The sequence below is a fragment of the Sporosalibacterium faouarense genome, from assembly GCF_016765695.1.
Lineage (GTDB): Bacteria > Bacillota > Clostridia > Tissierellales > VENL01 > Sporosalibacterium > Sporosalibacterium faouarense.
The window spans coordinates 26,028-48,654 of the sequence record NZ_JAETGO010000025.1; the positions used below are offsets into that span (position 1 = coordinate 26,028).

General features: G+C 31.4%; 23 protein-coding genes and 1 other annotated feature. Of the genes, 17 read left to right on the plus strand and 6 right to left on the minus strand.

Features of this window, described 5'->3' with window-relative positions:
* The first annotated feature begins 114 nt into the window (after positions 1 to 114).
* The 15 genes from JMO20_RS03885 (at position 115) to JMO20_RS03955 (ending at position 12,627) form a co-directional block, all read left to right on the plus strand.
* Positions 115 to 627 (plus strand): NfeD family protein, encoded by a 513-nt coding sequence (locus JMO20_RS03885; RefSeq protein ID WP_202708225.1) that lies wholly within the window; start codon positions 115 to 117, stop codon positions 625 to 627.
* A gap of 38 nt (positions 628 to 665) precedes the next feature.
* A complete protein-coding gene (locus JMO20_RS03890) occupies positions 666 to 1,406 on the plus strand; it encodes a LytR/AlgR family response regulator transcription factor (protein WP_279380047.1) in 741 nt (246 codons plus the stop codon).
* 516 nt (positions 1,407 to 1,922) lie between these two features.
* On the plus strand, positions 1,923 to 3,905 hold the full coding sequence (gene tkt / locus JMO20_RS03895; protein ID WP_202708226.1) for a transketolase: 1,983 nt from the start codon (positions 1,923 to 1,925) through the stop codon (positions 3,903 to 3,905).
* Positions 3,906 to 4,089: 184 nt separating this feature from the next.
* Positions 4,090 to 4,247, plus strand: a sequence feature (16S ribosomal RNA rRNA prediction is too short).
* Between the two features lie 92 nt (positions 4,248 to 4,339).
* On the plus strand, positions 4,340 to 4,654 hold the full coding sequence (locus JMO20_RS03900; protein WP_202708227.1) for an RNHCP domain-containing protein: 315 nt from the start codon (positions 4,340 to 4,342) through the stop codon (positions 4,652 to 4,654).
* A gap of 380 nt (positions 4,655 to 5,034) precedes the next feature.
* The gene (locus JMO20_RS03905) at positions 5,035 to 5,772 is read left to right on the plus strand and encodes a GntR family transcriptional regulator (protein WP_202708228.1); all 738 of its coding nucleotides are present in this window, start codon (positions 5,035 to 5,037) and stop codon (positions 5,770 to 5,772) included.
* 20 nt (positions 5,773 to 5,792) lie between these two features.
* On the plus strand, positions 5,793 to 6,230 hold the full coding sequence (locus JMO20_RS03910) for a PTS sugar transporter subunit IIA (RefSeq protein WP_341533976.1): 438 nt from the start codon (positions 5,793 to 5,795) through the stop codon (positions 6,228 to 6,230).
* An 11-nt stretch (positions 6,231 to 6,241) separates the two neighbouring features.
* A complete protein-coding gene (locus JMO20_RS03915; protein ID WP_202708229.1) occupies positions 6,242 to 6,520 on the plus strand; it encodes a PTS sugar transporter subunit IIB in 279 nt (92 codons plus the stop codon).
* 76 nt (positions 6,521 to 6,596) lie between these two features.
* The gene (locus tag JMO20_RS03920; RefSeq protein WP_202708230.1) at positions 6,597 to 7,859 is read left to right on the plus strand and encodes a PTS sugar transporter subunit IIC; all 1,263 of its coding nucleotides are present in this window, start codon (positions 6,597 to 6,599) and stop codon (positions 7,857 to 7,859) included.
* 31 nt (positions 7,860 to 7,890) lie between these two features.
* Positions 7,891 to 8,805 carry a phosphotriesterase family protein gene (locus tag JMO20_RS03925; RefSeq protein ID WP_202708231.1) on the plus strand — a complete coding sequence of 305 codons (915 nt, stop codon included), beginning with the start codon at positions 7,891 to 7,893 and terminating at the stop codon, positions 8,803 to 8,805.
* 12 nt (positions 8,806 to 8,817) lie between these two features.
* A complete protein-coding gene (locus tag JMO20_RS03930) occupies positions 8,818 to 9,462 on the plus strand; it encodes a bifunctional 4-hydroxy-2-oxoglutarate aldolase/2-dehydro-3-deoxy-phosphogluconate aldolase (protein WP_202708232.1) in 645 nt (214 codons plus the stop codon).
* Positions 9,449 to 10,183: a creatininase family protein gene (locus JMO20_RS03935; RefSeq protein WP_243414624.1), complete on the plus strand. Its 735-nt coding sequence runs from the start codon at positions 9,449 to 9,451 to the stop codon at positions 10,181 to 10,183. Before JMO20_RS03930 ends, JMO20_RS03935 begins: the two co-directional genes overlap by 14 nt.
* 103 nt (positions 10,184 to 10,286) lie before the next feature.
* The gene (locus tag JMO20_RS03940; RefSeq protein ID WP_202708234.1) at positions 10,287 to 10,550 is read left to right on the plus strand and encodes an HPr family phosphocarrier protein; all 264 of its coding nucleotides are present in this window, start codon (positions 10,287 to 10,289) and stop codon (positions 10,548 to 10,550) included.
* 128 nt (positions 10,551 to 10,678) lie between these two features.
* On the plus strand, positions 10,679 to 11,605 hold the full coding sequence (locus JMO20_RS03945; RefSeq protein WP_202708235.1) for a DMT family transporter: 927 nt from the start codon (positions 10,679 to 10,681) through the stop codon (positions 11,603 to 11,605).
* Between the two features lie 40 nt (positions 11,606 to 11,645).
* Positions 11,646 to 12,017, plus strand: coding sequence for a hypothetical protein (locus JMO20_RS03950; RefSeq protein ID WP_202708236.1), 372 nt, complete (start codon positions 11,646 to 11,648; stop codon positions 12,015 to 12,017).
* 46 nt (positions 12,018 to 12,063) lie between these two features.
* On the plus strand, positions 12,064 to 12,627 hold the full coding sequence (locus JMO20_RS03955; RefSeq protein WP_202708237.1) for a M17 family peptidase N-terminal domain-containing protein: 564 nt from the start codon (positions 12,064 to 12,066) through the stop codon (positions 12,625 to 12,627).
* Positions 12,628 to 12,807: 180 nt separating this feature from the next.
* Here JMO20_RS03955 and JMO20_RS03960 read toward each other — a convergent pair whose 3' ends face one another.
* The 5 genes from JMO20_RS03960 to hisC form a co-directional block, all read right to left on the minus strand.
* Entirely contained in the window at positions 12,808 to 13,167 is a 360-nt protein-coding gene (locus JMO20_RS03960) for a hypothetical protein (protein WP_202708238.1), read from the minus strand.
* Positions 13,168 to 13,278: 111 nt separating this feature from the next.
* The gene (locus JMO20_RS03965; RefSeq protein ID WP_202708239.1) at positions 13,279 to 13,860 is read right to left on the minus strand and encodes an indolepyruvate oxidoreductase subunit beta; all 582 of its coding nucleotides are present in this window, start codon (positions 13,858 to 13,860) and stop codon (positions 13,279 to 13,281) included.
* Positions 13,860 to 15,701 carry an indolepyruvate ferredoxin oxidoreductase subunit alpha gene (gene iorA, locus JMO20_RS03970; protein WP_202708240.1) on the minus strand — a complete coding sequence of 614 codons (1,842 nt, stop codon included), beginning with the start codon at positions 15,699 to 15,701 and terminating at the stop codon, positions 13,860 to 13,862. Before iorA ends, JMO20_RS03965 begins: the two co-directional genes overlap by 1 nt.
* 46 nt (positions 15,702 to 15,747) lie before the next feature.
* A complete protein-coding gene (locus JMO20_RS03975) occupies positions 15,748 to 16,770 on the minus strand; it encodes a 3-oxoacyl-ACP synthase III family protein (protein WP_202708241.1) in 1,023 nt (340 codons plus the stop codon).
* 236 nt (positions 16,771 to 17,006) lie between these two features.
* Positions 17,007 to 18,083 carry a histidinol-phosphate transaminase gene (hisC, locus tag JMO20_RS03980; protein WP_202708242.1) on the minus strand — a complete coding sequence of 359 codons (1,077 nt, stop codon included), beginning with the start codon at positions 18,081 to 18,083 and terminating at the stop codon, positions 17,007 to 17,009.
* Positions 18,084 to 18,368: 285 nt separating this feature from the next.
* Between hisC and fusA the strand changes: the two genes are divergently transcribed.
* Positions 18,369 to 20,435 carry an elongation factor G gene (gene fusA, locus JMO20_RS03985; RefSeq protein WP_202708243.1) on the plus strand — a complete coding sequence of 689 codons (2,067 nt, stop codon included), beginning with the start codon at positions 18,369 to 18,371 and terminating at the stop codon, positions 20,433 to 20,435.
* 73 nt (positions 20,436 to 20,508) lie between these two features.
* Here the strand turns inward: fusA and JMO20_RS03990 are convergent, their stop codons facing one another.
* The gene (locus JMO20_RS03990) at positions 20,509 to 20,976 is read right to left on the minus strand and encodes a hypothetical protein (protein ID WP_202708244.1); all 468 of its coding nucleotides are present in this window, start codon (positions 20,974 to 20,976) and stop codon (positions 20,509 to 20,511) included.
* Between the two features lie 326 nt (positions 20,977 to 21,302).
* On the opposite strand from JMO20_RS03990, the gene JMO20_RS03995 reads away from it, so the two are divergent.
* A complete protein-coding gene (locus JMO20_RS03995; RefSeq protein WP_202708245.1) occupies positions 21,303 to 22,544 on the plus strand; it encodes a hypothetical protein in 1,242 nt (413 codons plus the stop codon).
* Positions 22,545 to 22,627: the final 83 nt, after the last annotated feature.

Sequence of the window (22,627 nt, forward strand, 5' to 3'; positions counted from 1 at the left end):
TATTAATAGACTAGATAGATGTATTATTTTAATAACAAGAAAAAGATAATGAGTGTTTTATAATAAAAGGTATATTTAAATGCCTAATTATAGGCGATTAAAGGAGGGGTAAAGATGGAAATAATTACAGCAATAATATCCAACTTAGATATAATTTCTGTTGTATGCTTTATAATAGGGTTTGGACTTGTAATAATTGAAATGTTTGTTCCTGGTTTTGGAGCTCCGGGAATATCTGGTTCAGTGCTATTAATTGTGGCAATTGTCTTAACAGCAAATACAGTTTTAGAAGCATTTATTCTAATTATAATGGTTCTTATAATATTAGGGATATTGCTTACAATAATATTAAAATCTGCGAATAAGGGTGGTGTAGCTAGGGGAGTAATATTATCTACTTCAATGACTAGAGATAAGGGATATGTCGGTGTTGGTACTGAAGATATGGATTATTTCTTAGGAAAAGAAGGATTGGCATTAACAATGCTACGACCAGCAGGCTCAGTAGATTTTGATGGAGTTAAATTAGATGCTCTTACTGATGGAGAATATATTCAAAAAGGAAGTAAAGTTAAAGTGATTAAGGTTAAGGGACGTAGGTTGGTTGTGAGAAAGATAGATAAATAAACTGATATTATAAGAGGGAGTGATATCATATTCAACCGTTGAAAGTTTTAATAGCAGATGATGATAAGGGTATGAGGCTTATAATAAAAAAAATAATTGACAAACAAGAGAATTTTAAACTAGTAGGTGAAGCTGAAAATGGTAAGGTCGCATTAAAGCTTGTGGAAGATTATAATCCAGATGTGATATTTTTAGATATTGAAATGCCAGAGGTGTCTGGCATAGAGTGTGCTAAGAAAATAGTAGATATTAATCCAAAAGCATCTATAATATTTGCAACAGCCCATGAACAATTTATGTCTGATGCATTTGAACTATATGCCTTTGATTATTTAATCAAGCCTTTTAAAATAGATAGAGTATACAAAACTCTGAGAAAGATAAAAAATCTAAATTTAGAGAAGGAATATGATATACGAAATATACGAGAAAGTAGTGAAAAATCAGTTGAAAAGCTTATTATAAAAAATAAAGAAGGAATGAGCTTCATTGATAAAGATGATATAGTGTTGGTACAAAGGGAAAATCGTAGTACAGTAATATATACCTTAAATAATAGATATGTGACATCTGAAGGTTTAGGACATTTAGAAGAGCGACTAGAAGAAAGGATATTCTTTAGAAGTCATAGATCATATATTATAAATATTTCCAAGATAAATAAAATAGAGCCCTATGGTAGATGGACATATATAGTTAAATTTAAAGGAACAGACATGGATGCTTTAATTACCCATGAAAAGTATGAAGAACTTGAAAATATTATAGTTGGAAGCTAGTTTTTGTAGAATTAGAAAATAAAAAGGAGTAGCGTATTTTTTATACGTAACTCCTTTTTAAATATTTAAAAAGTTCAAAGGTAGGTAGATTTCCCATATATAATTATATGCTTTAGAAAATCTAAATAAATTCATATCGTACATTATATCAACATAATTTAGTTTTTTATAGCAAGTTTTGGTTATATACGACTATATTGATAAATAATGAGGGTATATTTCATATTAAGCTAATAAATTTGCATTAATTAATAGAAAATATAGTAGAGTTATGGTAATATTAAATTGCCCTTTTACAGAGAATAAATCAAAAGTATTAATAAATACTATTGTTTATAAAGTATTATCAGTTTATAATACTTTAGATAGGGAGATTTATATTATTTATTACTTAATTAATGAAGCTGAAAAAATTGGATTATAAAATTTTCGTGAATAACTTAAGTGGAAGAAAGTAATATAAATTGTGTAATTTGAGCTTAGTAATATTTTTTAAATATATATGGAGGTGTTTTAATGGAAAAAGTAGAACAAAAAGTCGTTGATACCATAAGATTTTTGGCGGTAGACGGTGTAGAAAAAGCAAATTCAGGACATCCAGGTATGCCAATGGGAGCAGCACCTATGGCACATACACTTTGGAGCAAATTCTTAAAGGGTAGTGGAAAAGATCCAAACTGGGCTGATAGAGATAGGTTTGTTTTATCAGCAGGACATGGTTCTATGTTAATTTACTCATTATTACATTTATATGAATATGATGTAAACATGGATGATCTTAAAAACTTTAGACAATGGGGAAGTAAAACGCCAGGTCATCCTGAGTATGGTCACACTCCTGGAGTTGAAACAACAACAGGACCATTAGGTCAAGGTATTTCAACTGCAGTAGGTATGGCTTTGGCAGAAAGAAGAGTAGCAGCAGAGTTTAATACTGAAGATTTTAGTATTGTAGATCACTATACATATGTAATAGCTGGAGACGGTGATTTAATGGAAGGTGTTTCATCTGAGGCAGCTTCATTAGCAGGACATTTGAAATTAGGGAAACTTATAGTAATGTATGATGATAATAATATTACTATTGATGGTACTACTAAAATAAGTTTTACAGAAGATGTAGGACAGAGATTTGAAGCCTATGGTTGGGAAGTAATATCTGTAAAGGATAGTAATGATATTGATGAGCTTGAAGCGGCTATAGCAAGGGCTAAGAAAAATACTTCAAAGCCAACTTTAATAAAGGTTCCTACTACTATTGGATTTGGTAGTCCTAATAAGGCAGGTAAGTCAAGTGCTCATGGGTCTCCATTAGGAAAAGATGAGGTTAATCTTACTAAAGAAGGTCTTGGTTGGAACACTGATGAAGATTTTTATGTACCACAAGATGTAAGAGAATATATGGATAAGATAATTGTAGAAAAAGAAGAAGAAAGACAAGTTTGGGAAAAGAGGTTTAAAGAATATAGAAGTAAATATCCAGAAAAGGCTAGAGCATGGGATATATGGCATTCAGAAAATGTACCTGCTGAAGCATTCGAAGATGAAGAATTGTTTGAATTTGATGAGAAGCTTGCTACAAGAGCTGCAGGTGGTCAGGTAATGAATGTATTAGCAAAGAATATTCCTAATTTGATGGGAGGTTCTGCAGACTTAAATGCATCTACTAAAACATATTTAAAAGGTAAAGGTGATTTCCAAGCAGAAGACCCTACTGGCAACAATGTTAACTTTGGTGTTAGAGAGCATGGGATGGGTGCAATACTAAATGGAATGTCTCTACATGGTGGATTAAGGGTATTTGGATCTACATTCTTGGTTTTCTCAGATTATATGAAGCCAGCTATAAGATTGTCAGGTCTTATGAAGCAACCTGTTACTTATATATTTACCCACGATAGTATTGGGTTAGGAGAAGATGGACCAACCCATCAACCAATCGAGCATCTATTAATGCTTAGATCAATTCCAAACGTAACTGTTTTTAGACCAGCAGATGCTAAGGAAAGTGCTGTGGCATGGACAGAAGCTTTAAAAAGAACTGACGGACCTAGTGTACTAGTATTCAGTAGGCAGGGACTTCCAACGCTAGATGAAATTAAAGAAGATGCCCATAAAGGTGGATATGTATTAGTTAAAGAAGAGAAGGATACACCTGATGCTATACTTATTGGATCTGGCTCAGAAGTATCTCTGCTCGTGGAAGCTCATGATAAGTTGAAGAAAGAAGGAATAGATACAAGGGTAGTTAGTATGCTATCTTGGGAACTATTTGACCAACAGTCTGGGGAGTATAAGAATGAAGTATTACCAAAAGCTATAACTAAAAGACTTTCTTGTGAAGCTGGAACAACTATAGGTTGGAGAAAATATGTTGGTAGCGAAGGTGTAACTATTGGAATAGATGGATTTGGAGCATCAGCACCTGGCAATGTTCTTATGAAAGAGTTTGGATTTACAGTAGAAAATGTTGTTAAGAATGTCAGAGGGATGCTTTAAGATAGTGATTATTAATTTTAGGAAATGCATAAATTTATGCATTTCCTAATAACATTTAATTCAAAATGTTATTATAGAATTTTGATTCAGGAGTTGAAGATAATGAATTTTAAATACTTTACAGTGGTACTTACTCATACTTAAGCCGGGGGCGAAGCCAAAGCTAGTGAGATCTGAATTACACCTACCAGTGGAAGGTGGGAAGAATTAGGGAGTCCCGTCTTACAGTGGCTGATACAGAATAATAAAATCAGTCTTGGTCCGGATTCTTGGATGAAATATGCCTTGATGAAGATGGAACTGGAAGTAATCGCTAACCCTAAAGGAATAGCGGTGAATTTGTCACTATTCTTATCAAGCCTAGGAACTTTAATAAAGAAAATACGGAACCCGAACTCCTTGATTTAGTAATAACTAAGTCATGGAGGGTAGGTATGAGTAGAAAAAGTGAAAATACAGGATTTTTATGTGTGTATTGTGGAAGAGAGGTACTGCCACTAAGTAATGGCAGCTTTAGAAATCATTGTCCTTTTTGCTTACATTCTAAGCATGTAGATATATTTCCAGGAGATAGGATGAGTAAGTGTGGAGGAATATTGAAGCCAATTGGGATTAAGATTCACAAAAAGAAGGGAATGCAAATAATTCACATATGCGAAAAATGTGGGACAAAAAGAGTTAATATAATAGCTGAAGATAATAAACAATCCGACGATATTAATGAATTAGTAAAATTAAAAATAATATAGAATTGGCTGAGGTAAATATTTACCTTAGCTTTTTTCGTGTACCTATCATATATAGTTTATATTAGTATTGTCTATTCACTTAACTAAAAAGTTTTAAAGATATTCTGTAGACGTTTATAATATTGGTAATGTAAACCAATTAAACATTATAATGAATTTTACTGAAGTAGTTTTTATTTGTATTATAATAATGGATAAACAAAGTAGCATAACCAAGGAAACACTTAATGTATAGTGTTAAAATATAAAAAAGTATAAACATTATATTGACATATTCATTATGATGTTATAATCTTATAATAGAATATTCTATTTCCTATGTAAACATTATAATGTTATAAAATATAGGTTTATCTAATTAATGAAAGGAGAAACATAATATGTTAGACAAAAATTCAGCGGTGCCGTTATATCAACAACTTAAAGAAATGCTACAAAATAAGATTGAATATGATATGAAGTCAGGGGATGCTTTACCTACAGAACCAGAAATTGAAGAATTATATCAAGTTAGTAGAATGACTGTGAGAAGAGCAATTGATGAATTAGTACTTGAAGGGTTAGTATACAAGCAACAAGGAAAAGGAACTTTTGTAAAAGACCAAAAAATAATTCACAACGTTGAAAGAATTACTAGTTTAACTGAAGAAATGGCAGATAGAAACATGCCATTGGAAACAGTTTCTATTAGTATAGATGAAATGGTTCCTACTTTAAGAATACGTGACATGCTAAGATTATCTCCAGATGAAAAAGTGGTTAGGATTAAAAGAATAAGAAATGTAAATAATGAGCCGTTTACAATCATGATAAATTACTTAAGAAAAAAGCTAGTGCCTGGTTTCTTGGAGAAGGGGCTTAAGGGAGAGTCATTATATAAAGAGTTAGAAAAAAGATATAATATAGTACTTCAAAGAGCTGAAGAAACTGTTGAAGCAAGGGAGGCAACTGAGCTAGAAGCTGAAATATTAAACATTAACCCTTGGTCACCAGTACTGTATCTTTCAAGAATATCATATACAGGTGAGAATATCCCTGTAGAGTATACAAGTGTTACTACAAGAGGAGACAGATACAAATATAAAGTAAATTTATATGGGAGACAGGGATTGAAGTAATGTTATAAGGGGGTAATATAGTGCTAAAAAAGTATTTTTCCAGTAATTCAATCAAGCTAAGTGTGAATGCTAAAACCCCAGAAGAAGCTATAAGAGAAGCGGGTAATATACTTGTAAAGGAAGGAAAGATAAAGGGCAATTATGTCGAGGATATGATTAAGACCTATAAAGAACTTGGTCCATATATAGTATTAGCACCAGGGATAGCTATGCCACATTCAAAGCCTTCAGAAGATGTAAAGGAAACGGCTATAAGTTTTATTCAGCTTAAAGAACCTATTGAATTTGGTCATCCTACTAATGACCCTGTTAAACTAGTATTTGCTCTAGGGGGAGTAGATCATAGTAGTCATATAGGTATGTTACAGCAATTAAGTATGGTTTTAAGTAACTCTGAGAAGTTAAATAAGCTAATGAATATAAAAAGCTATGAAGAATTCTTAAAAATAATTGATTAAGGAGGATAACAATGAGAGTTTTAGCCGTATGTGGGATGGGTTTTGGTACGAGTCTCATGCTTTTGATGAATATTCAAGAAATAGGTGAAAAATATGGGATAAAGGTTGACGGAGAAGCTACAGATCTTGGTTCTGCTAAAGGAAGAGATTTTGATTTAATCGTTGCGTCAAGTGAAATTGCAAAAGAGTTGAAGGATGAAAAAGCACCAGTAATAGGTATAAATAATCTACTTGATAATAATGAAATAGAAGAAAAAATTTTACCTATTTTAAAGGAATTGAATAAATAGGCTAACTATTAAATATGAGCAATGAAAAAAAGTATGATACTGAAAATTAATAAAATAACAAAAGGGGGAAATTAAAGTGTTAGATATTATTGTATCTATATTAAGTAATCCAGCTTTTATACTGGGTATTATTGCGTTGGTTGGATTAGTTGCTTTGAAAAAATCGTCATCAGATATAATCAAAGGAACTTTGAAAACAATTTTAGGTTTCCTTATTTTAAATGCAGGTGCTGATATCATTGTTAATGCACTGATACCATTCAGTCAAATGTTCACAGAAGCCTTTAATTTAAGTGGTATAGTTGCGGAAGACAATTCGTTGGTTGCAGCTGTTCAACAATTTTTAGGTAAAGAAACTGCTTTGATAATGGTATTTGCTTTTATTATAAATGTCATTCTAGCAAGGATAACACCTTGGAAGTATATATTCTTAACTGGACACATGATGTTTAGTTTTGCAGGAACTATGGCTATTGTACTTGATCAAATGGGATTTAGTGGAGTGCCTTTAATTTTAATTGGAGCTTTAGTACAAGGTGTATCAATGGTACTATTCCCAGCAATTTCTCAACCATTTGTAAGAAAAGTTATAAATGGTGATAATGTAGCATTTGGTTTTTGGGGGAGTTCATGGATTACATTATCAGGATATGTTGGCGGATTACTTGGAAATAAAGAAAAATCATCTGAGGATGTTAAAGTTCCTAGTAGTTTAGATTTTTTAAAAGATATGTCAATTTTAATGGGAATAGTAATGATAGTAGTATATTTAGTAACTGGATTAGTTGCGGGGAATGAAGTAGTTGTAAATTTATCTGGAGGACAAAATGTAGTTTTATATAGCATTGTACAGGCATTAACCTTTGTCGCAGGAATTCTAGTTCTATTACAAGGAGTTAGAATGTTCCTTGGTGAAATAGTACCAGCATTTAAAGGAATTGGTCAGAAAATAGTTCCAGGAGCTAAACCAGCATTAGATGTACCTATTTTCTACGCATACGCACCTGTAGGAGTAACGATAGGTTTTCTATCAGCTATGGTTGGTGGGTTATTGGTTACTTTTATTTCACAATGGCTTCCTGTTGTTGTGTTACCAAGCGTAATTGGTCTATTTTTCATGGGAGGTGCTGCTGGTGTATTTGGGAATGCTGCTGGAGGAAGAAGAGGAGCTATTATAGGTGGATTTTTCTTAGGATTTACTAGCTCTCTATTAATTGCTTTAGCTTATCCACTAGTTGATGTCACAGGTTATGGCATACAAGGATTGTGGTTTGCATCACCTGATGCAATTATAGTTGTAGTAATTATGAGGTTAATTGGATCGATATTTGGAGTATAGAATATGTTTATAAATTAAAGGAGCTGATACAATGGGAAAGGTAAGAACCTTATTAGGAGATATTGAAAAAAAAGATTTAGGATTTACTTATAGTCATGAACATTTAATTGCAGTACCGCCAGCTTCTCAAAAAGACAGAGATTTAGAATTGAGCGATTATAACAAATCACTAAGGGAACTAAAAATATTTAAAGAAATAGGAGGAAACACATTAGTTGAAGCTTCTACTTTAGATTATGGGCGTAATGCCGCTCTTATGTTGCAAATGTCTGATGAATCTAAAGTAAATGTAGTAGCAACAACAGGCTTTAATAAACACATTTACTATCCTGAATGGGTAGAACAGAAAAGTATTGATGAGATAAAAGATATCTTCATAAAAGATATCACAAAAGGAATGGATGGAACTAAGGCAAAAGCAGGATTCTTAAAAACTGGATCTTGGTATAATTTAATTCATCCATTGGAGGAGAAAGTTACTAGAGCAGTTGCTAGAGCCCATAAAGAAACTGGAGCCCCTATATGGGTTCATACTGAAGTAGGAACTATGGGACTTGAGATGCTTGATATTTTGGAAGAAGAAGGAGCAGATTTAACTAAAACAGCTATTGGACATTCTGATCGCAATGCTGATCCTTACTATCATTTAAAGCTTGCTGAAAGAGGAGCATATATACAATTTGATGGACCAGGTAAGGTTAAGTACTATCCTGATAGCACAAGGGTTAAATTAATTAAAAATATTATTGATAACGGATATGTAAAGCAATTATTAATATCTGGAGATATGGGAAGGCAATCATATCTCGAAGCCTATGGAGGAGGACCAGGATTTAGATTTATAAAACAAAAATTTATACCTAGATTAATTGATGAAGGAATTAGTCAAGAGTATATAGATATTATTTTTATTGTAAACCCAGGTAGATGGCTAGGACAATTTTAGGCGGTGATTGATATGGAGACATTAACAAATAGAGATATAGTATCTATAATTAGAGGTGTTAATCCAGAATTCATAGAATCTATTGCAGAAGTATTAATAGATGAAGGAATAAAATGGATTGAAGTATCTATTAGTGATGAGAAGATAGGACTAGAGTGCATAGATAAATTATCAAAAAAGTTTTCTAAAAATGAGATTAAACTAGGAGCCGGTACGGTTACTAATAACGAACAAGTCGATAGAGTATTATCGCTAGGTGCAAGCTATATCATAACTCCAGGATGGGATAAGGAGCTTATAAGATATATAAATAGTAAAAATGTACTAGTTATACCTGGTGTATTTTCTCCTTCTGATGTGATGCAAGCCCAAAGCGAAGGTATTAAGCTATGTAAGCTATTTCCAGCTAATGATTTGAAGTCTAGCTATATTAAAAGTTTAAAGGGACCTTTTCCTAAAATGGATTTTCTCGCAGTTGGTGGTGTGAAAAGAAGAAATATTGAAGAATACTTAGATTATGGATTTAAAACTGTCGCAATTGGTAGCGATCTTGTTCCTCGTAATGCTAAGAAAAAGGACTTAGAGAATATAAGAAAAAGTGCTCAGACTTATATGAAGATAATGAGTAAAAGGAATGATTCAATTGAAACAAACTAATGAAATACTATATATGACAAGAGATGATGTACAAGAACGAATTACTGAATTTCCTGTTGCAATATTGCCATTGGGAGCAACGGAGCAACATGGGCATCATATGCCATTAGGGGTAGATACTATACTGGCACATGAGCTAAGTAAAAAGGTAGCAGATAAAACTGGAGCATTGGTATTACCGCCTATGCCATTTGGATATTCATGGGTATGGAGAGATATAGCTGGAACTATATCTTTGCAACAACATCATGTAGAAATGATTATTAAAGATGTAGCCCATAGTGTAGAGCGATATGGTATAAAATTATTAGTCGTAATCAATGGACATGATGCAAATAAGGCTTCAATGAAATATGCAGTAAGAGAATTAGTTGATGAGTCAGACTTAAAGGTTATTTATCTGTTTTATCCAGAAATGGATGAAGTTCTAGATGAGTTGATGGAGACACCAACATGGCATGGTATGATACATGCTTGTGAATTCGAGACATCACTAATGTTGGCGGTAAAGCCTGATCTAGTAGACATGGACAAGGCGGTAAAAGAATATCCTACTAAAGATAATCTATATGGAAAGTCAAGCATGTCATTGGGAAATATAAGTAAAAGTGGTGTTTTTGGAAACTCTACCAAGGCAACAAAAGAAAAAGGACAAAAGCTTTTGAAAATCTTTGTAGACAAAATGGTTGCTAACATTATGCAAGCATACAAAGAAATATAACAAGATATTATGCCTATTACTGTGGTTACAAATAACTCATATAATAGTTAAAATGAAATTTGGGATATAACTGTTAAGAATAGGATAAAATAGGAGGCATATTATGGTAAGCTTAAGTATAAGATTAAAAAATAAATCAGGAATGCATGCAAGACCAGCAAGTTTACTTGTTAAAGAAGCAGGAAAATTTAAATCAGAAATTAAAATAATCAAGGAAGAGAAAGAGTACAATGCAAAGAGTATTATGGGAATATTAAGTATGGGTGCAGCAAAGGGAGATAGTATTACCTTTCAAGCTAAAGGTACAGATGAAAGCGAGGCAATAGAGGCAATAAAGAATTTAGTTAATAGTAACTTTGGAGAATAAAGCTGGTGAATAGTAAGCTATAGAAGGAGCGGCGAATTTTTTCGCCGCTATTTTATTTAAAGCATAGTTTCAGTAGAAAATATATGGTACAATACTCATGATAAATAAATGTAAAGGGGATATGTGGATTGAAAAATCAAAATATTATACCAGTTGTTGCAATGATCTTTACAGTAGTTTTATGGGGATTATCTTTCTTAAGTATTGATTTAGTCGTACACACAATTTCTCCAATGACTCTAGGGTTTTTAAGATTTTTTATTGCGTCAATATTGCTTACGGTAATAGTTAAAATAAAGGAGCCAAAAAGTAAGATTGATAAAAAGGATATTCCACTTATGGGATTAGCTGGATTTGTTGGAGTAACATTATATTTTTTCTTTGAAAATAACGGTATTAAGTTACTTAATGCGTCGACTGCATCTCTAATAGTTGCATCTATTCCTATCTTTACTTTAATATTTGATACTATAATATATAAAGAGAAAATGACGAAGCTAAAGATATTAGGAGTTTTCTTCTCTTTTATTGGAGTATATTTCATAGTTGGAGGTAATATAAGACAGTTATTAAGCTCTGATACTGGATTAGGATATATTATGATGTTTGGAGCAGTTCTTTCTTGGGTAGCCTATACATTAATTACTAAACCATTGTTTGGAAAATACTCTCAACTATTTATTGTATACTATCAAAGTCTATTTGGAACAATTCTATTCATTCCTTTTATATTTTTTGAAAAGACAAATTGGAGTAATGTAACAGGTAGCATGGTATTAAATGTTTTATATCTTGGTATATTTTGCTCAGCTCTTGCTTATATAACTTATGTTTATGGTATGGAATACTTAGGGGTATCTATATCATCAATATACTTAAATGTAATACCATTAGTTACTGTTGTGGCTAGTTTTCTAATATTAGATGAGAAAATAACTATTAATAAAGCTATAGGAGGAGTATTAATAATAGTTGCAGTCACAGCATCAAACTGGAAAAGACCTGGAAAGAAAAAAAGAAAGAAGGTTGTTGTTGCTGAAACTAAGGTAGTATAATGCCTCCGTTTTAGAACAAGAAGGATGGTGAGTTATTGTTATGGAATTTAAAAATGGACAAATTTTACTTAAAAGTGATTTAACTATTAGAACTATAAGAGATGATGGAGTAGATATAGATATAATAATACCCACTGAAGATAGACCAATCAATTTATTTTTTCATGGTTGTCCAGAGTATTTTAAATCAAGAATGCAATTTTCAATGGTAAAGAATATTATGTTTAGATTTACTACTTTAGAAAATAATAATATAGTCACAGTCCATTTGTTGAGAAACATCGATTTATATTCATCGATTGTAAATTTTGAAATAGATTATGAAAAGCACAGTTTTGAAATTATAGATAAAATATATTATGTAAAACTTTATATAAAAGAAAAGGATTTTCGGAAAAAGAGAAGAAAATAATAAATTAGATACTAGGAATAAGTCACAAATAACAAGGGGGGATACTGTGATAATAGAAGTGGTATCTAATAAATGTTATCGAAACACCTCGGATTTAAAATTAATTGCTTTTTTCGAAGATGAGGATATTATTAAAAAGTATAATGGGTTAGATAAAGATATAAAGGGAGTAATTGAACACATAATTAAAGTTAATAAATTTACTGGAAAATATAAAGAAATTTATGGCTTCGTATTACCTAGACAAAAAAAACCAAATAAAATATTAATAGCTGGTCGAGGAAAATTATCGGAATTAACAATTGAGAGGATTGGAGAGATATTTCCCGTAATATTTGAAAAGGCTATAGAATTAAATGCTAAATCTATGGAAATACCTTTGTTAGGGGGGCCTCGTCAAGGAAGTTTAGGAATTAAAGAAGTAACTAGGATAGTGAGTGAATCCGCATTGATAATAGAATATGGTTCTAATAAAAACAAAGGAGAAAAGGGAAAAAACACTCCAGATAGGATAAACATAATATGTGATGATGATGCAGTTAGAGTCGCTGTAGAAGGATTAAATGAAGCTATGAATCTAGAAAATCTAGCCATATTGGATAGAGATTAAGGATTTGAGTAAATTCTGTTAATGTATTATACCCTAAAAGAATATGTTTTTAGGTTTTAAATTTAACCATCAGGCTAGATAAAGAAATTTATCTTTCAAACTAAAAGGAATAAATGCCATAAAACTGCATTTATTCCTTTTAGTTTTTTAAATTTAAAAGTTTTTACAATATGGTATGTATTAACTATCTAAGAATTCTTCAGCCTTTTCTATAGAGGCGAAGTATTCTTCTGGGGAATCCCCTACATCTTTAAAATTCCTCTTAGATTGCATTTTCACTATAGCACTTGTTGCTACTAATGCAGATTTTCTAAGCCCTTTTTTGACTGCATAATCTTTTCCTTCAGCTAAAACTTTAGCTACTTCTTGTGTAGCTGGCTTAAACTCACTGATGTCAAAAAGTGCAGTGAAATTTGATTTTGCTTGGTCGATGACTTTTTTTAACTCGTCATTGTACTTACTTACTTCATCAACCTTCATAAACCCCGATACTACCCCTTTAATTCTGTTTTTACTTCTGTCATAAGTTACATTATACATTTAAATCCCTCCTTAAAAATTAAGTAATATAATGAAAAATATTTAAGATATCCCATAATTAATCATATCATAAAAATTAAAGAAAATTAAGAAAAAAATAGAAAAATGTCATTATTTGTCGCTAAAATTTTCTTTAAGACCCTCATTAAAAGCTTTAAGGTTAATATCTATATGACGTCTTGGCAGAATGGTTTTCATTGCGTTTTCGATATCTTTAGAGGTAAAAGGTAATAAGTTTAGGGATGAGCATGCACCAACTAAAACAGTATTCAATACCCTTACATTGCCTAAATTTTTAGCAATCTCTGTTCCATTTAATGTGATCAGATGATTAGTATTGTTTTTTATGTATTCTCTAACTTTTTTTTCATTGACCCTTGCATTCTTAGTTGTGTAGGGTCTTATGAAAAAATCATTGGTAACAACTGTACCAGTCTTTTTTACTCTATCAAGATATCTAGCGGTTTCAATCATTTCAAAACCTATAAGTAAATCTACACTTTTTTCTGGTATCATAGGACTGATAACTTCATCTCCAATTCTAATTTCACTTGTAACAGATCCACCTCTTTGGGCCATTCCGAAGACTTCAGCAGTTTTTACTTTTAAATTACTCTTCAATGCACATTGAGTTAATAATTTAGATGTAAATATTGCACCTTGTCCTCCTACACCTACAACAATAATATTCATTAATACTCCCCCTCCCTTATTGCACCGAATTTGCAAGTAAATTTACATATTCCACATCCAGTACACATCGTTTTATCTATATGAGGGAGTCCATCATTATATAAAGCAGGACAACCTAGGTCATCTATACACTTATTACAGTTTTTACATAGTTCATTATCTATAGTATAGTATGACTTTGTATTGAGTTTACTCACACATGGACTTCTAAAAATAACTAGAGAAGTACCTTTATAATTCACAGCTTCTTGTACCTTCTTGATACTATCTTCTATGTCATATGGGTTACCATATGATATATGTTCAACTCCACATGCACTAGCAATCTTTCCAATATCCAACATTTTTTTCTTCTGCCCTTTAATAGTTGCTTCAATACCAGGATGATATTGATTTCCTGTCATAGCTGTAGTTTTATTGTCTAGTACAATTATAGTCATATCTACGTCATTATATGTAGCATTGATTATGCCAGGGATACCAGTGTGGAAATAAGTTGAATCTCCAATAAAGGAAATATTTTTGGTATCTGGATTAATATGATGCAAACCTTGGGCCATTGTAATACCAGCTCCCATACATAAACATGTATCAATAACCTCAAGAGGCTTGGCATTACCTAAGGTGTAGCAACCTATATCGCCACTATATACAACGTCTAATTTCTTTGTTGCTTCCTTTACAGCATAGAAGGAAGCTCTATGGGGGCAACCTGCACATAAGGTAGGCTGTCTATGGGGTAAATCAATAGTATCTATTTCATTTATATCACTATCACGATATTTCATACTATTTTCAGAAGTAGCACTAACTTCTTTTAATGAAATATCATTAAGATTGCAAAAATAATCTTCTAAGACAGACTTCACATAATTTATTTTAAGTTCTCCGGCGTAATGTATATGGTTGCTTTTCTTACCTAAGATATCAACTTTTTTATTTTTAAAAGATAATTCGATAAGGGCTTCCTCGATAACTGGGTCTAATTCTTCTAGCACCAAAACCCTATCTACTTGTTCTAAAAATTTTTTCCCAAGCTCATCTGGGAATGGATAAGGGTTACCAACTTTTAGAATACAAATATCATCTAAATAATCCTTAGTTAATTCATCAACATATGTTGCAGTTATTCCTCCCGTAGCAATACCTAATTTACCATTACCTTTAATATAATTAAATTCATTATCTGAATGAATTTTGCTAATTTCTTTTTGCTGTTCCTCAAGCTTAATATGATTTTGATAAGACAGCTTAGGAAAAATTACCCACTTAGAGCTTTTATAAAAGCCCTTTGGTTTATAAGGGGTAATTTCATTAGTAATTTCAACTATGCCACTTCCATGACAAACTCGAGTTGTTGGTCTAATTATAACTGGAAGTTTCGTAGTTTCTGATAATAAAAATGCAGCTTTAGTCATAGAATATGCTTCTTGGGGAGAACTAGGATCAAAAATAGGAACATTTGAGTATTTTGCGAACATTCTGGTATCCTGTTCTGTTTGAGAAGCGTGTGGTCCTGGGTCATCGGCTATGGCAATTACTAAGGCTCCTTGTACTCCTAAATATGTTAGACCCATGAATGGGTCTGCTGCAACATTAAGACCAACTTGCTTCATAGTTGTTAAAACCCTCGCTCCTGCGATGGCCGCTCCTCCTCCAACTTCTAAAGCAACTTTTTCATTTACAGACCATTCAACATAAGTATCATCGGCAGAATTTTCAAATACAGTTTCTAAAATTTCAGTTGATGGAGTTCCAGGGTAACCAGTAGCTAGATTTAGACCACATTCAATGGCTGCTATACCTATAGCTTGATTACCAGTGAGAATTTTTTTAATCATGTTATTTCTCTCCTTTAGTTTTATATCTATACTTTAGCTAATCTAATTATATTGCCCATTTAAAAAGAGCAGCAGCGTGATTTTCTCCTGCACCTGATGATGCAATTAGTATTGTGTCTCCCTTTTTAATTCTATTATTCTCTAAAGCATGATACATACTAGCAGGTATTGAAGTAGAGGCTATATTACCATAAATATTAAATGTTTGATAAGATTTATCCTCTGATAGTTCTAATAGATCCCTCCAGGCATCATGAGCCCAATGACAAGGTTGATGGGATAGGAAAAAGTCTAAATCAGACTTCGAATAATCAGATTTATTTAAGGTTTCAAATAGTACTTCACTCATGTAATCTAAAGATTTTTTTCCCATTTCTCTAGCTTTTTTAGTATTTGAAGTCATTAAATTTTGAAGTGGTGATTTTTCAAAATGGGACCTGTATTTTGATGCTAAAGGTAATCTTTCTCTTACGGTGAAGGCATCATGATAATAGCCATTAGAAGTACAGTGAGATGTTATGTAGCCATATTCTTCAGGAACTTCTCCAACAACAACAGCACTAGAACCATCGCCAACATAAGGAGTCAAATAATCATTTTCGTCAATTATTTTTGAATGAAAAATTGATGTAATAACTAATATTTTCTTGAACATTCCACTTTTTATTAAAGCTGAAGCATTGATAAACATAGTGACAAAACTTGAGCAGCATGTATCTATGTTCCAAGCAGCAGCATTTTTAAGTCCTAGCTCATATTGAACTAAACTAGCATTACCAGGAACAGTTTCATTAGGTACCATAGAATGAACTAAAACAAGATCGATTTCCTCCTTACTTATATTTGCATTCTTTAATGCAGCTTCTCCTGCTTTAATTTCTGCTTCTGAAGGAAGCATATTTTTTGGAAAAACTCGTCTTTCATCTATTCCCAAAAAACAATCCTTTTTAGATTTACTTGGTGGAAGATTTAAAAATTCCTTATCATTCCAATAATCGTTAGTACGTATTTCTTCAGGCATATAAAGACCTACACCTAAAATACCAGCATTCTTTTTACAATTTGTCATATAAATCCCTCCTAAATACTTTATAACTGCATGATTATTTTGTAATAACAAAACATATATTACAAAATATTACAATATACTTGGAATTTCTACAAACAATCACAATAATTATTATACTACAAACAAGAAAATTATGGTAATAAAAACGTAAAGTAATACAAAAAAATAGGACTATAAGCCTATTAAAATTTACAAAAATAGGCTTATAGTCCTATATAATCCCATATTTCAATTACTTACAATACTTCCTTTAATAAGTCAATAAATTTCTTGTTCTGCTCTGCTGTACCTATTGAAACTCTAATCCAGGTTCCTGTAATAGGTCTAATAATCATTCCTTTTTTCTGGAGATTTACGAAAATTTCATTTGCATCCTTCTCAACATTAACAAAAATATGATTTGTTTCAGAAGGGGCATACTCCAATCCCATTTCATCAAATGCTTTATAAAGGAAATTTTTACCCTCTTTGTTAACCTCATAGCTTTTCTTTATAAAATCATCATCTCCTAATGCAGCTACTGCAGCGACTTGGGCTAATGTATTTACATTAAAAGGCCCACGGATTTTATTAATGTTACTAATAATTTCCTCACTTGCCATTGTATAACCTACCCTTAATGCGGCTAATCCATATATCTTCGAAAACGTTCTTAAAACAATTAAATTGGAATAATCATTTAAAAGGTCTAAGCTGTTTTTAGGAAAATCATCTCTAGTTACATATTCATTGTATGCTTCATCATAAACAACAATAATATTTTTTGGAACCTTTGCTAAAAAATCATTTAATTTGTCTTCTGTAAACATAGTACCTGTAGGGTTATTTGGATTACATAACCATATGAGACGAGTTTTATCAGTAATTGCTTCTAACATTCCATCAATATCATATGTCCATTCCTTTAAAGGTACAATAACAGGTTTTCCACCCATCATTTTTGTAGTAGCTATGTATCTTGAGAATGTAATGTCAGCCATAATAGCTTCATCACCAGGATTTACAAAGGTTTTTGCTAACTGATCCAGCATTTCATCGGAGCCACTGCTAGGAAGAATTTGACTTGGTTTTAATCCAGTTTTATTTGCCAAAGCTTCTTTAAGTAAAGTGCAGTTACCGTCGGGATATATAGCTAGATTATCAGCAGCTTTCTTAATGGCCTCAGTAGCTTTAGGAGAACATCCTAAAGGATTTTCGTTTGAGGCAAGCTTGATAACTTCATTTAATCCATACTCTCTTTTAACATCCTCGATTGGTTTACCAGGTTTATATGCTGACAACTCTTTTAGTTCTTCTCTAAATTGTATTGCCACTTAATCATCCCCCTTAAAAAAGTAAAAGTCTATTTAATGCAATTATAACATATATTTAGATGGTAGAACATTATTGTTATTGTCTTTTATAAAAAATTCAAAATAAAATAAAAATTTAGGAAAATAAAATAATATTTTATCTTAAAAATGGAATAATAAAGTAAAATAACAAAAAAATGAAAAATAATAAAAAAATATCTTTAAAAGTTGCAAGGAATATTCGAAATATTGTAGAATATTATTAATAGTCAGAAAATTATACGAACCAAGGGGGTAGGTGTGTTAATGAAAAACTATGGTACTGATCAAATAAGAAATGTTGCACTTTTAGGTCATGGTGGATCAGGAAAGACAACTTTAACAGAGGCCATGCTATTTCTAACAGGCGTAACCAAAAGAATGGGCAAAGTGGAATCGGGAAGCACAGTATCAGATTTTGATAAAGAGGAAATAGCTCATCAATTTTCAATTAGAGCTACAAATATTCCTGTAGAGTGGAATAAATCAAAATATAATATGATAGATACACCGGGATATTTTGATTTTGTAGGTGAAGCTTTTAGTGCATTAAGAATAGCTGGGGGAGCTATTATACTTGTTGATGCAAGTTCAGGGGTAGAAGTTGGAACAGAAAAGGCATGGAATTATACGGAAGAAAGAAATATCCCTAAAATCATTTTTGTGAACAAAATGGATAAGGAAAACGTTAACTTTGACAAAATAATAAATCAATTGAGAGATAAATTTGGTAAGAAAATAGCTCCATTCTGTATACCTATGGGAGTAGCTGATGACTTTAAAGGATTTGTAAATGTAGTAGATTTAAAGGGAAGAGAATTTAATGGAAAAGAATGTGTTGATGTATCAGTTCCAGAAGAATTAGAACATACTATTGAGCCAATAAGAGAAATGCTTATTGAGTCAGTTGCTGAAAGTGATGAAAAGTTATTAGAGAAATATTTTGAAGGAGAAGAATTTACAACTGAAGAAATCCATGAAGGATTAAGAAAAGGAGTTGTAAATAATGAAGTTGTTCCTGTATTAGTTGGTTCTGCAACTAAGGGAGTTGGTATTCAATCGTTACTTGACATGGTGTTTGATTATCTTCCAACACCTAAAGATATGGGTGATTTTGAAGGAATTAATCCTGAAACAGAGGAAAAAATTATAAGAAAAGCTGATGAAAATGAACCTTTCTCAGCTCTAGTATTTAAAACAATTGTTGACCCATTTGTTGGAAAGTTATCTTTATTTAAAGTTTGCTCAGGTTCTATGTCGAAGGACTTAGAAGTGTTAAATCCTAATAAAGATGAAACTGAAAAAATAAGCAATCTATTCTTGTTAAGAGGAAAAGAACAGGTTGAAGTAGGTAAAATAGTAGCCGGAGATGTAGGAGCTACTGCTAAACTACAATATACTGAAACTGGAGATACCTTATGCGATATGGATAATCCAATCCAGTATGAAGGAATTAAATATCCAAAGCCATGTTTATATATGGCTATTGAACCGAAATCAAGAGGAGATGAAGAAAAGATAGGTACTTCTCTCCATAAATTAGTAGATGAAGATCCTACTTTTACTACTGAAAGAAATAGTGAAACTAAGCAATTGTTAATTGGTGGTCAAGGAAATATGCAATTAACTATTATAAAGGATAAGCTTAAAAATGCTTTCGGTGTAGAAGTAGAGCTGTTTGATCCTAAGATAGCTTATAGAGAAACTATTAAAGGTAGAGCAGATGTACAAGGTAAGCATAAGAAACAATCTGGTGGAGCAGGACAATATGGTGATGTTCATATTAGATTTGAGCCTTCAACTGAAGACTTTGAATTTGGTGAAGAAATATTTGGAGGATCAGTTCCTAAGCAATATATTCCAGCAGTAGAAAAGGGACTTAGAGAAAGTATTGAAAAAGGTGTCTTAGCTGGGTTCCCAGTTGTAAAACTAAAGGCTACTTTACATGATGGTTCTTATCATCCTGTTGATTCAAGTGAAATGGCATTTAAAATAGCAGCATCTGTTGCCTTTAAGAAGGGATTGAAAGAAGCGAAACCAGCACTTCTTGAGCCTATAATGAATGTTGAAATATTAATCCCAGATGATTATATGGGAGATATAATGGGAGACATGAATAAAAGAAGAGGAAGAATATTAGGTATGGAGCCACAAAAAGGTGGAATGCAATTAGTAAAAGCAGAGGCACCACAAGCAGAAATGTTTAAGTATGCTATAGATTTAAAATCAATGACTCAAGCAAGAGGAAGCTTTACCATGGAATTTGCAAGATATGATGAAGTTCCTGGACAAATAGCAGAAAAAGTCATAGCTACAGCTAATGCAGGAGAGTAAGTGAAGATTTGATATATAATTGCTAGATAAGGGAGTACAGTTAGAACTGTACTCCCTTATAATATGCTTAATTTCAGTAGTTAAGATTCTTTTTTAGCCATTTATAATATATATATTCCCAAATAAAAACTACTATATATAATATAGGAGACCATGGAAGGATACGCCAACGTGGATAATGGACTATACCATAGGGTAAAGCTATAAATAACTCTAATAAAGTTAAGGCTAATGACCATAGTCCAATGTAGAAAATTAGACGAATCCTCTTCTTTGGTAATAGTTTTATGTATATGAGGGCTAAAGCTGGATTCATCCCTACACATGCCCAAAAACTATACCAGCCTCTATAGTTTTTAGCCACAAAATAATATTGGCCAAATTGTTTACATAAAAGCATATCAGATGCAAATCCTAGTGCAGTAGTCATAATAATAATTTGGATATCAGCAAAGCTTAACTTATGAAATCCTATGGATATACACCCTAAGATTATTAAAATTATTAATAGAATCCAAAATGGTGGATAAAGGTAGTCCATATTTCTCACCTCTAATATTGCATAAAATAAATAACTATATTGAATATCTATAGTATTTAACAAAAAATAAAATTTATTAGTTTAGAAAATTGTATATTTATTATTCTTATTGCCTTGAAAGACTATGTTGATAAATATGTAAAATAGTTCCAAAAAACTAGTTAGTTTTATAACAAGTACAAACACATATAATTAGCTAATTACTTGAATATTATTTGGATAGTCCATATATTTCCACGAATTGCTCTTATTGACAATTAAAATGGAAAATATTACAATTAATTAGAAGTATTTTTTTGCAAACATTGTCGGGAAAGGGGAATAAAATGAAGATAGAATTAAAAAAAATTATAATATTTTTCATATCATGTTTATGCCTATTTTTAGCAAGCTGTAATTCAAGTCTTGAAAGCAGTTCAAACATTAATGAAATTATATTCAATGATACTGAAAAAGAAAATATTAGTAAAATAGATAATAACAATGAACAAGTATCGAAAAAAGACTCAGATGAAAATCAAAGTCTTTCAAGTCAAGTAGTTGATATTTCAGAAAAAATAGTAAAAGTTAATTTGAATAAAAAAAATAATTTTACTGTTTCCGAACTTAGAGTAAAAGTTCCTACTAAAGCTGTAGTTGGTGATATTGCTTATAGGGATGGAATGTTATATTATGTTTTGGTTTACCCTATACCTATGAGTGATTATACTTTTCAAGTTCAAATTATAGAGCAGGATTTAGATACTTCTGAAACAAGAATTATATACGATACAGGAAATTTAAGCAGTCCTTTTTACATAAATGAATTAAGAAGCACAACATCAGGTTTATATTGGGTGTTCTATACACCAAACAATGAATGGAAGATTCTACGTTATGATTTTGCAGATCAAGAAATAAAAGAATTAAGATCCAATAACAACTCTTCTTTCACGCCATCTTTAGACGTTGCAAATATCTTTGTTTCATGGTATGAAGAAGTTCAAGGAAATGATGGAACTAAAAAGAATGTACTTATGATATATAATGAAGAAACTGATAGTTTTATGAATATAGAGCATGATGTTTATATGCATTCTGCTTATGATAGGGCGTATATAAGAAATAATAATATTGCTTATATGACACAAAAAAATTCAAAGTACTTTTTAGTTGTAGATAATCTTATAGATACTGAAAAAACTCAAATAGAAAGAATGTCTCAAAATACTCTGTCTATTTACTCCAATGGTGACTATACAGTGTGGAAAGATAATTTCTACAATTGCAATGTGTACATATATGAACATAAAACTAAAAGGACTATGAAATTTAATACAGAGCAATTTAATATTAAATTATTTTCAATGGATTTGATATCAGACAAATTACTTATAAATGATTGGAATACAAAGGATATATTAGTATTAGATATAAAGACGATGAAGTTATCAAATTTAACTAAAGAATTAGACTCCAATGAAGGATCCTATGTACTTGGAAGAACGATAGAAAATCTACACTATATTGCAAGGAGTACGACTAAAGATGAAACCAAAATTCTTATTATTAATTTGAATGAAAAGTAGGAATATTAATTATAGTAACTCTATTTTTTTCATTCGCCTATAGGTTGATAGAGAAATGATTTTTATATATTAAATTAATTTTT

What these genes read in the sequence shown, in the direction of transcription:
- JMO20_RS03885 (WP_202708225.1), top strand. Translation starts at nt 115, where the DNA reads ATGGAAATAATTACAGCAATAATATCCAACTTAGATATAATTTCTGTT.
- tkt (WP_202708226.1), top strand. Translation starts at nt 1,923, where the DNA reads ATGGAAAAAGTAGAACAAAAAGTCGTTGATACCATAAGATTTTTGGCG.
- JMO20_RS03900 (WP_202708227.1), top strand. Translation starts at nt 4,340, where the DNA reads ATGAGTAGAAAAAGTGAAAATACAGGATTTTTATGTGTGTATTGTGGA.
- JMO20_RS03905 (WP_202708228.1), top strand. Translation starts at nt 5,035, where the DNA reads ATGTTAGACAAAAATTCAGCGGTGCCGTTATATCAACAACTTAAAGAA.
- JMO20_RS03915 (WP_202708229.1), top strand. Translation starts at nt 6,242, where the DNA reads ATGAGAGTTTTAGCCGTATGTGGGATGGGTTTTGGTACGAGTCTCATG.
- JMO20_RS03925 (WP_202708231.1), top strand. Translation starts at nt 7,891, where the DNA reads ATGGGAAAGGTAAGAACCTTATTAGGAGATATTGAAAAAAAAGATTTA.
- JMO20_RS03930 (WP_202708232.1), top strand. Translation starts at nt 8,818, where the DNA reads ATGGAGACATTAACAAATAGAGATATAGTATCTATAATTAGAGGTGTT.
- JMO20_RS03940 (WP_202708234.1), top strand. Translation starts at nt 10,287, where the DNA reads ATGGTAAGCTTAAGTATAAGATTAAAAAATAAATCAGGAATGCATGCA.
- JMO20_RS03950 (WP_202708236.1), top strand. Translation starts at nt 11,646, where the DNA reads ATGGAATTTAAAAATGGACAAATTTTACTTAAAAGTGATTTAACTATT.
- JMO20_RS03960 (WP_202708238.1), bottom strand. Translation starts at nt 13,167, where the DNA reads ATGTATAATGTAACTTATGACAGAAGTAAAAACAGAATTAAAGGGGTA.
- JMO20_RS03965 (WP_202708239.1), bottom strand. Translation starts at nt 13,860, where the DNA reads ATGAATATTATTGTTGTAGGTGTAGGAGGACAAGGTGCAATATTTACA.
- iorA (WP_202708240.1), bottom strand. Translation starts at nt 15,701, where the DNA reads ATGATTAAAAAAATTCTCACTGGTAATCAAGCTATAGGTATAGCAGCC.
- JMO20_RS03975 (WP_202708241.1), bottom strand. Translation starts at nt 16,770, where the DNA reads ATGACAAATTGTAAAAAGAATGCTGGTATTTTAGGTGTAGGTCTTTAT.
- fusA (WP_202708243.1), top strand. Translation starts at nt 18,369, where the DNA reads ATGAAAAACTATGGTACTGATCAAATAAGAAATGTTGCACTTTTAGGT.
- JMO20_RS03990 (WP_202708244.1), bottom strand. Translation starts at nt 20,976, where the DNA reads ATGGACTACCTTTATCCACCATTTTGGATTCTATTAATAATTTTAATA.
- JMO20_RS03995 (WP_202708245.1), top strand. Translation starts at nt 21,303, where the DNA reads ATGAAGATAGAATTAAAAAAAATTATAATATTTTTCATATCATGTTTA.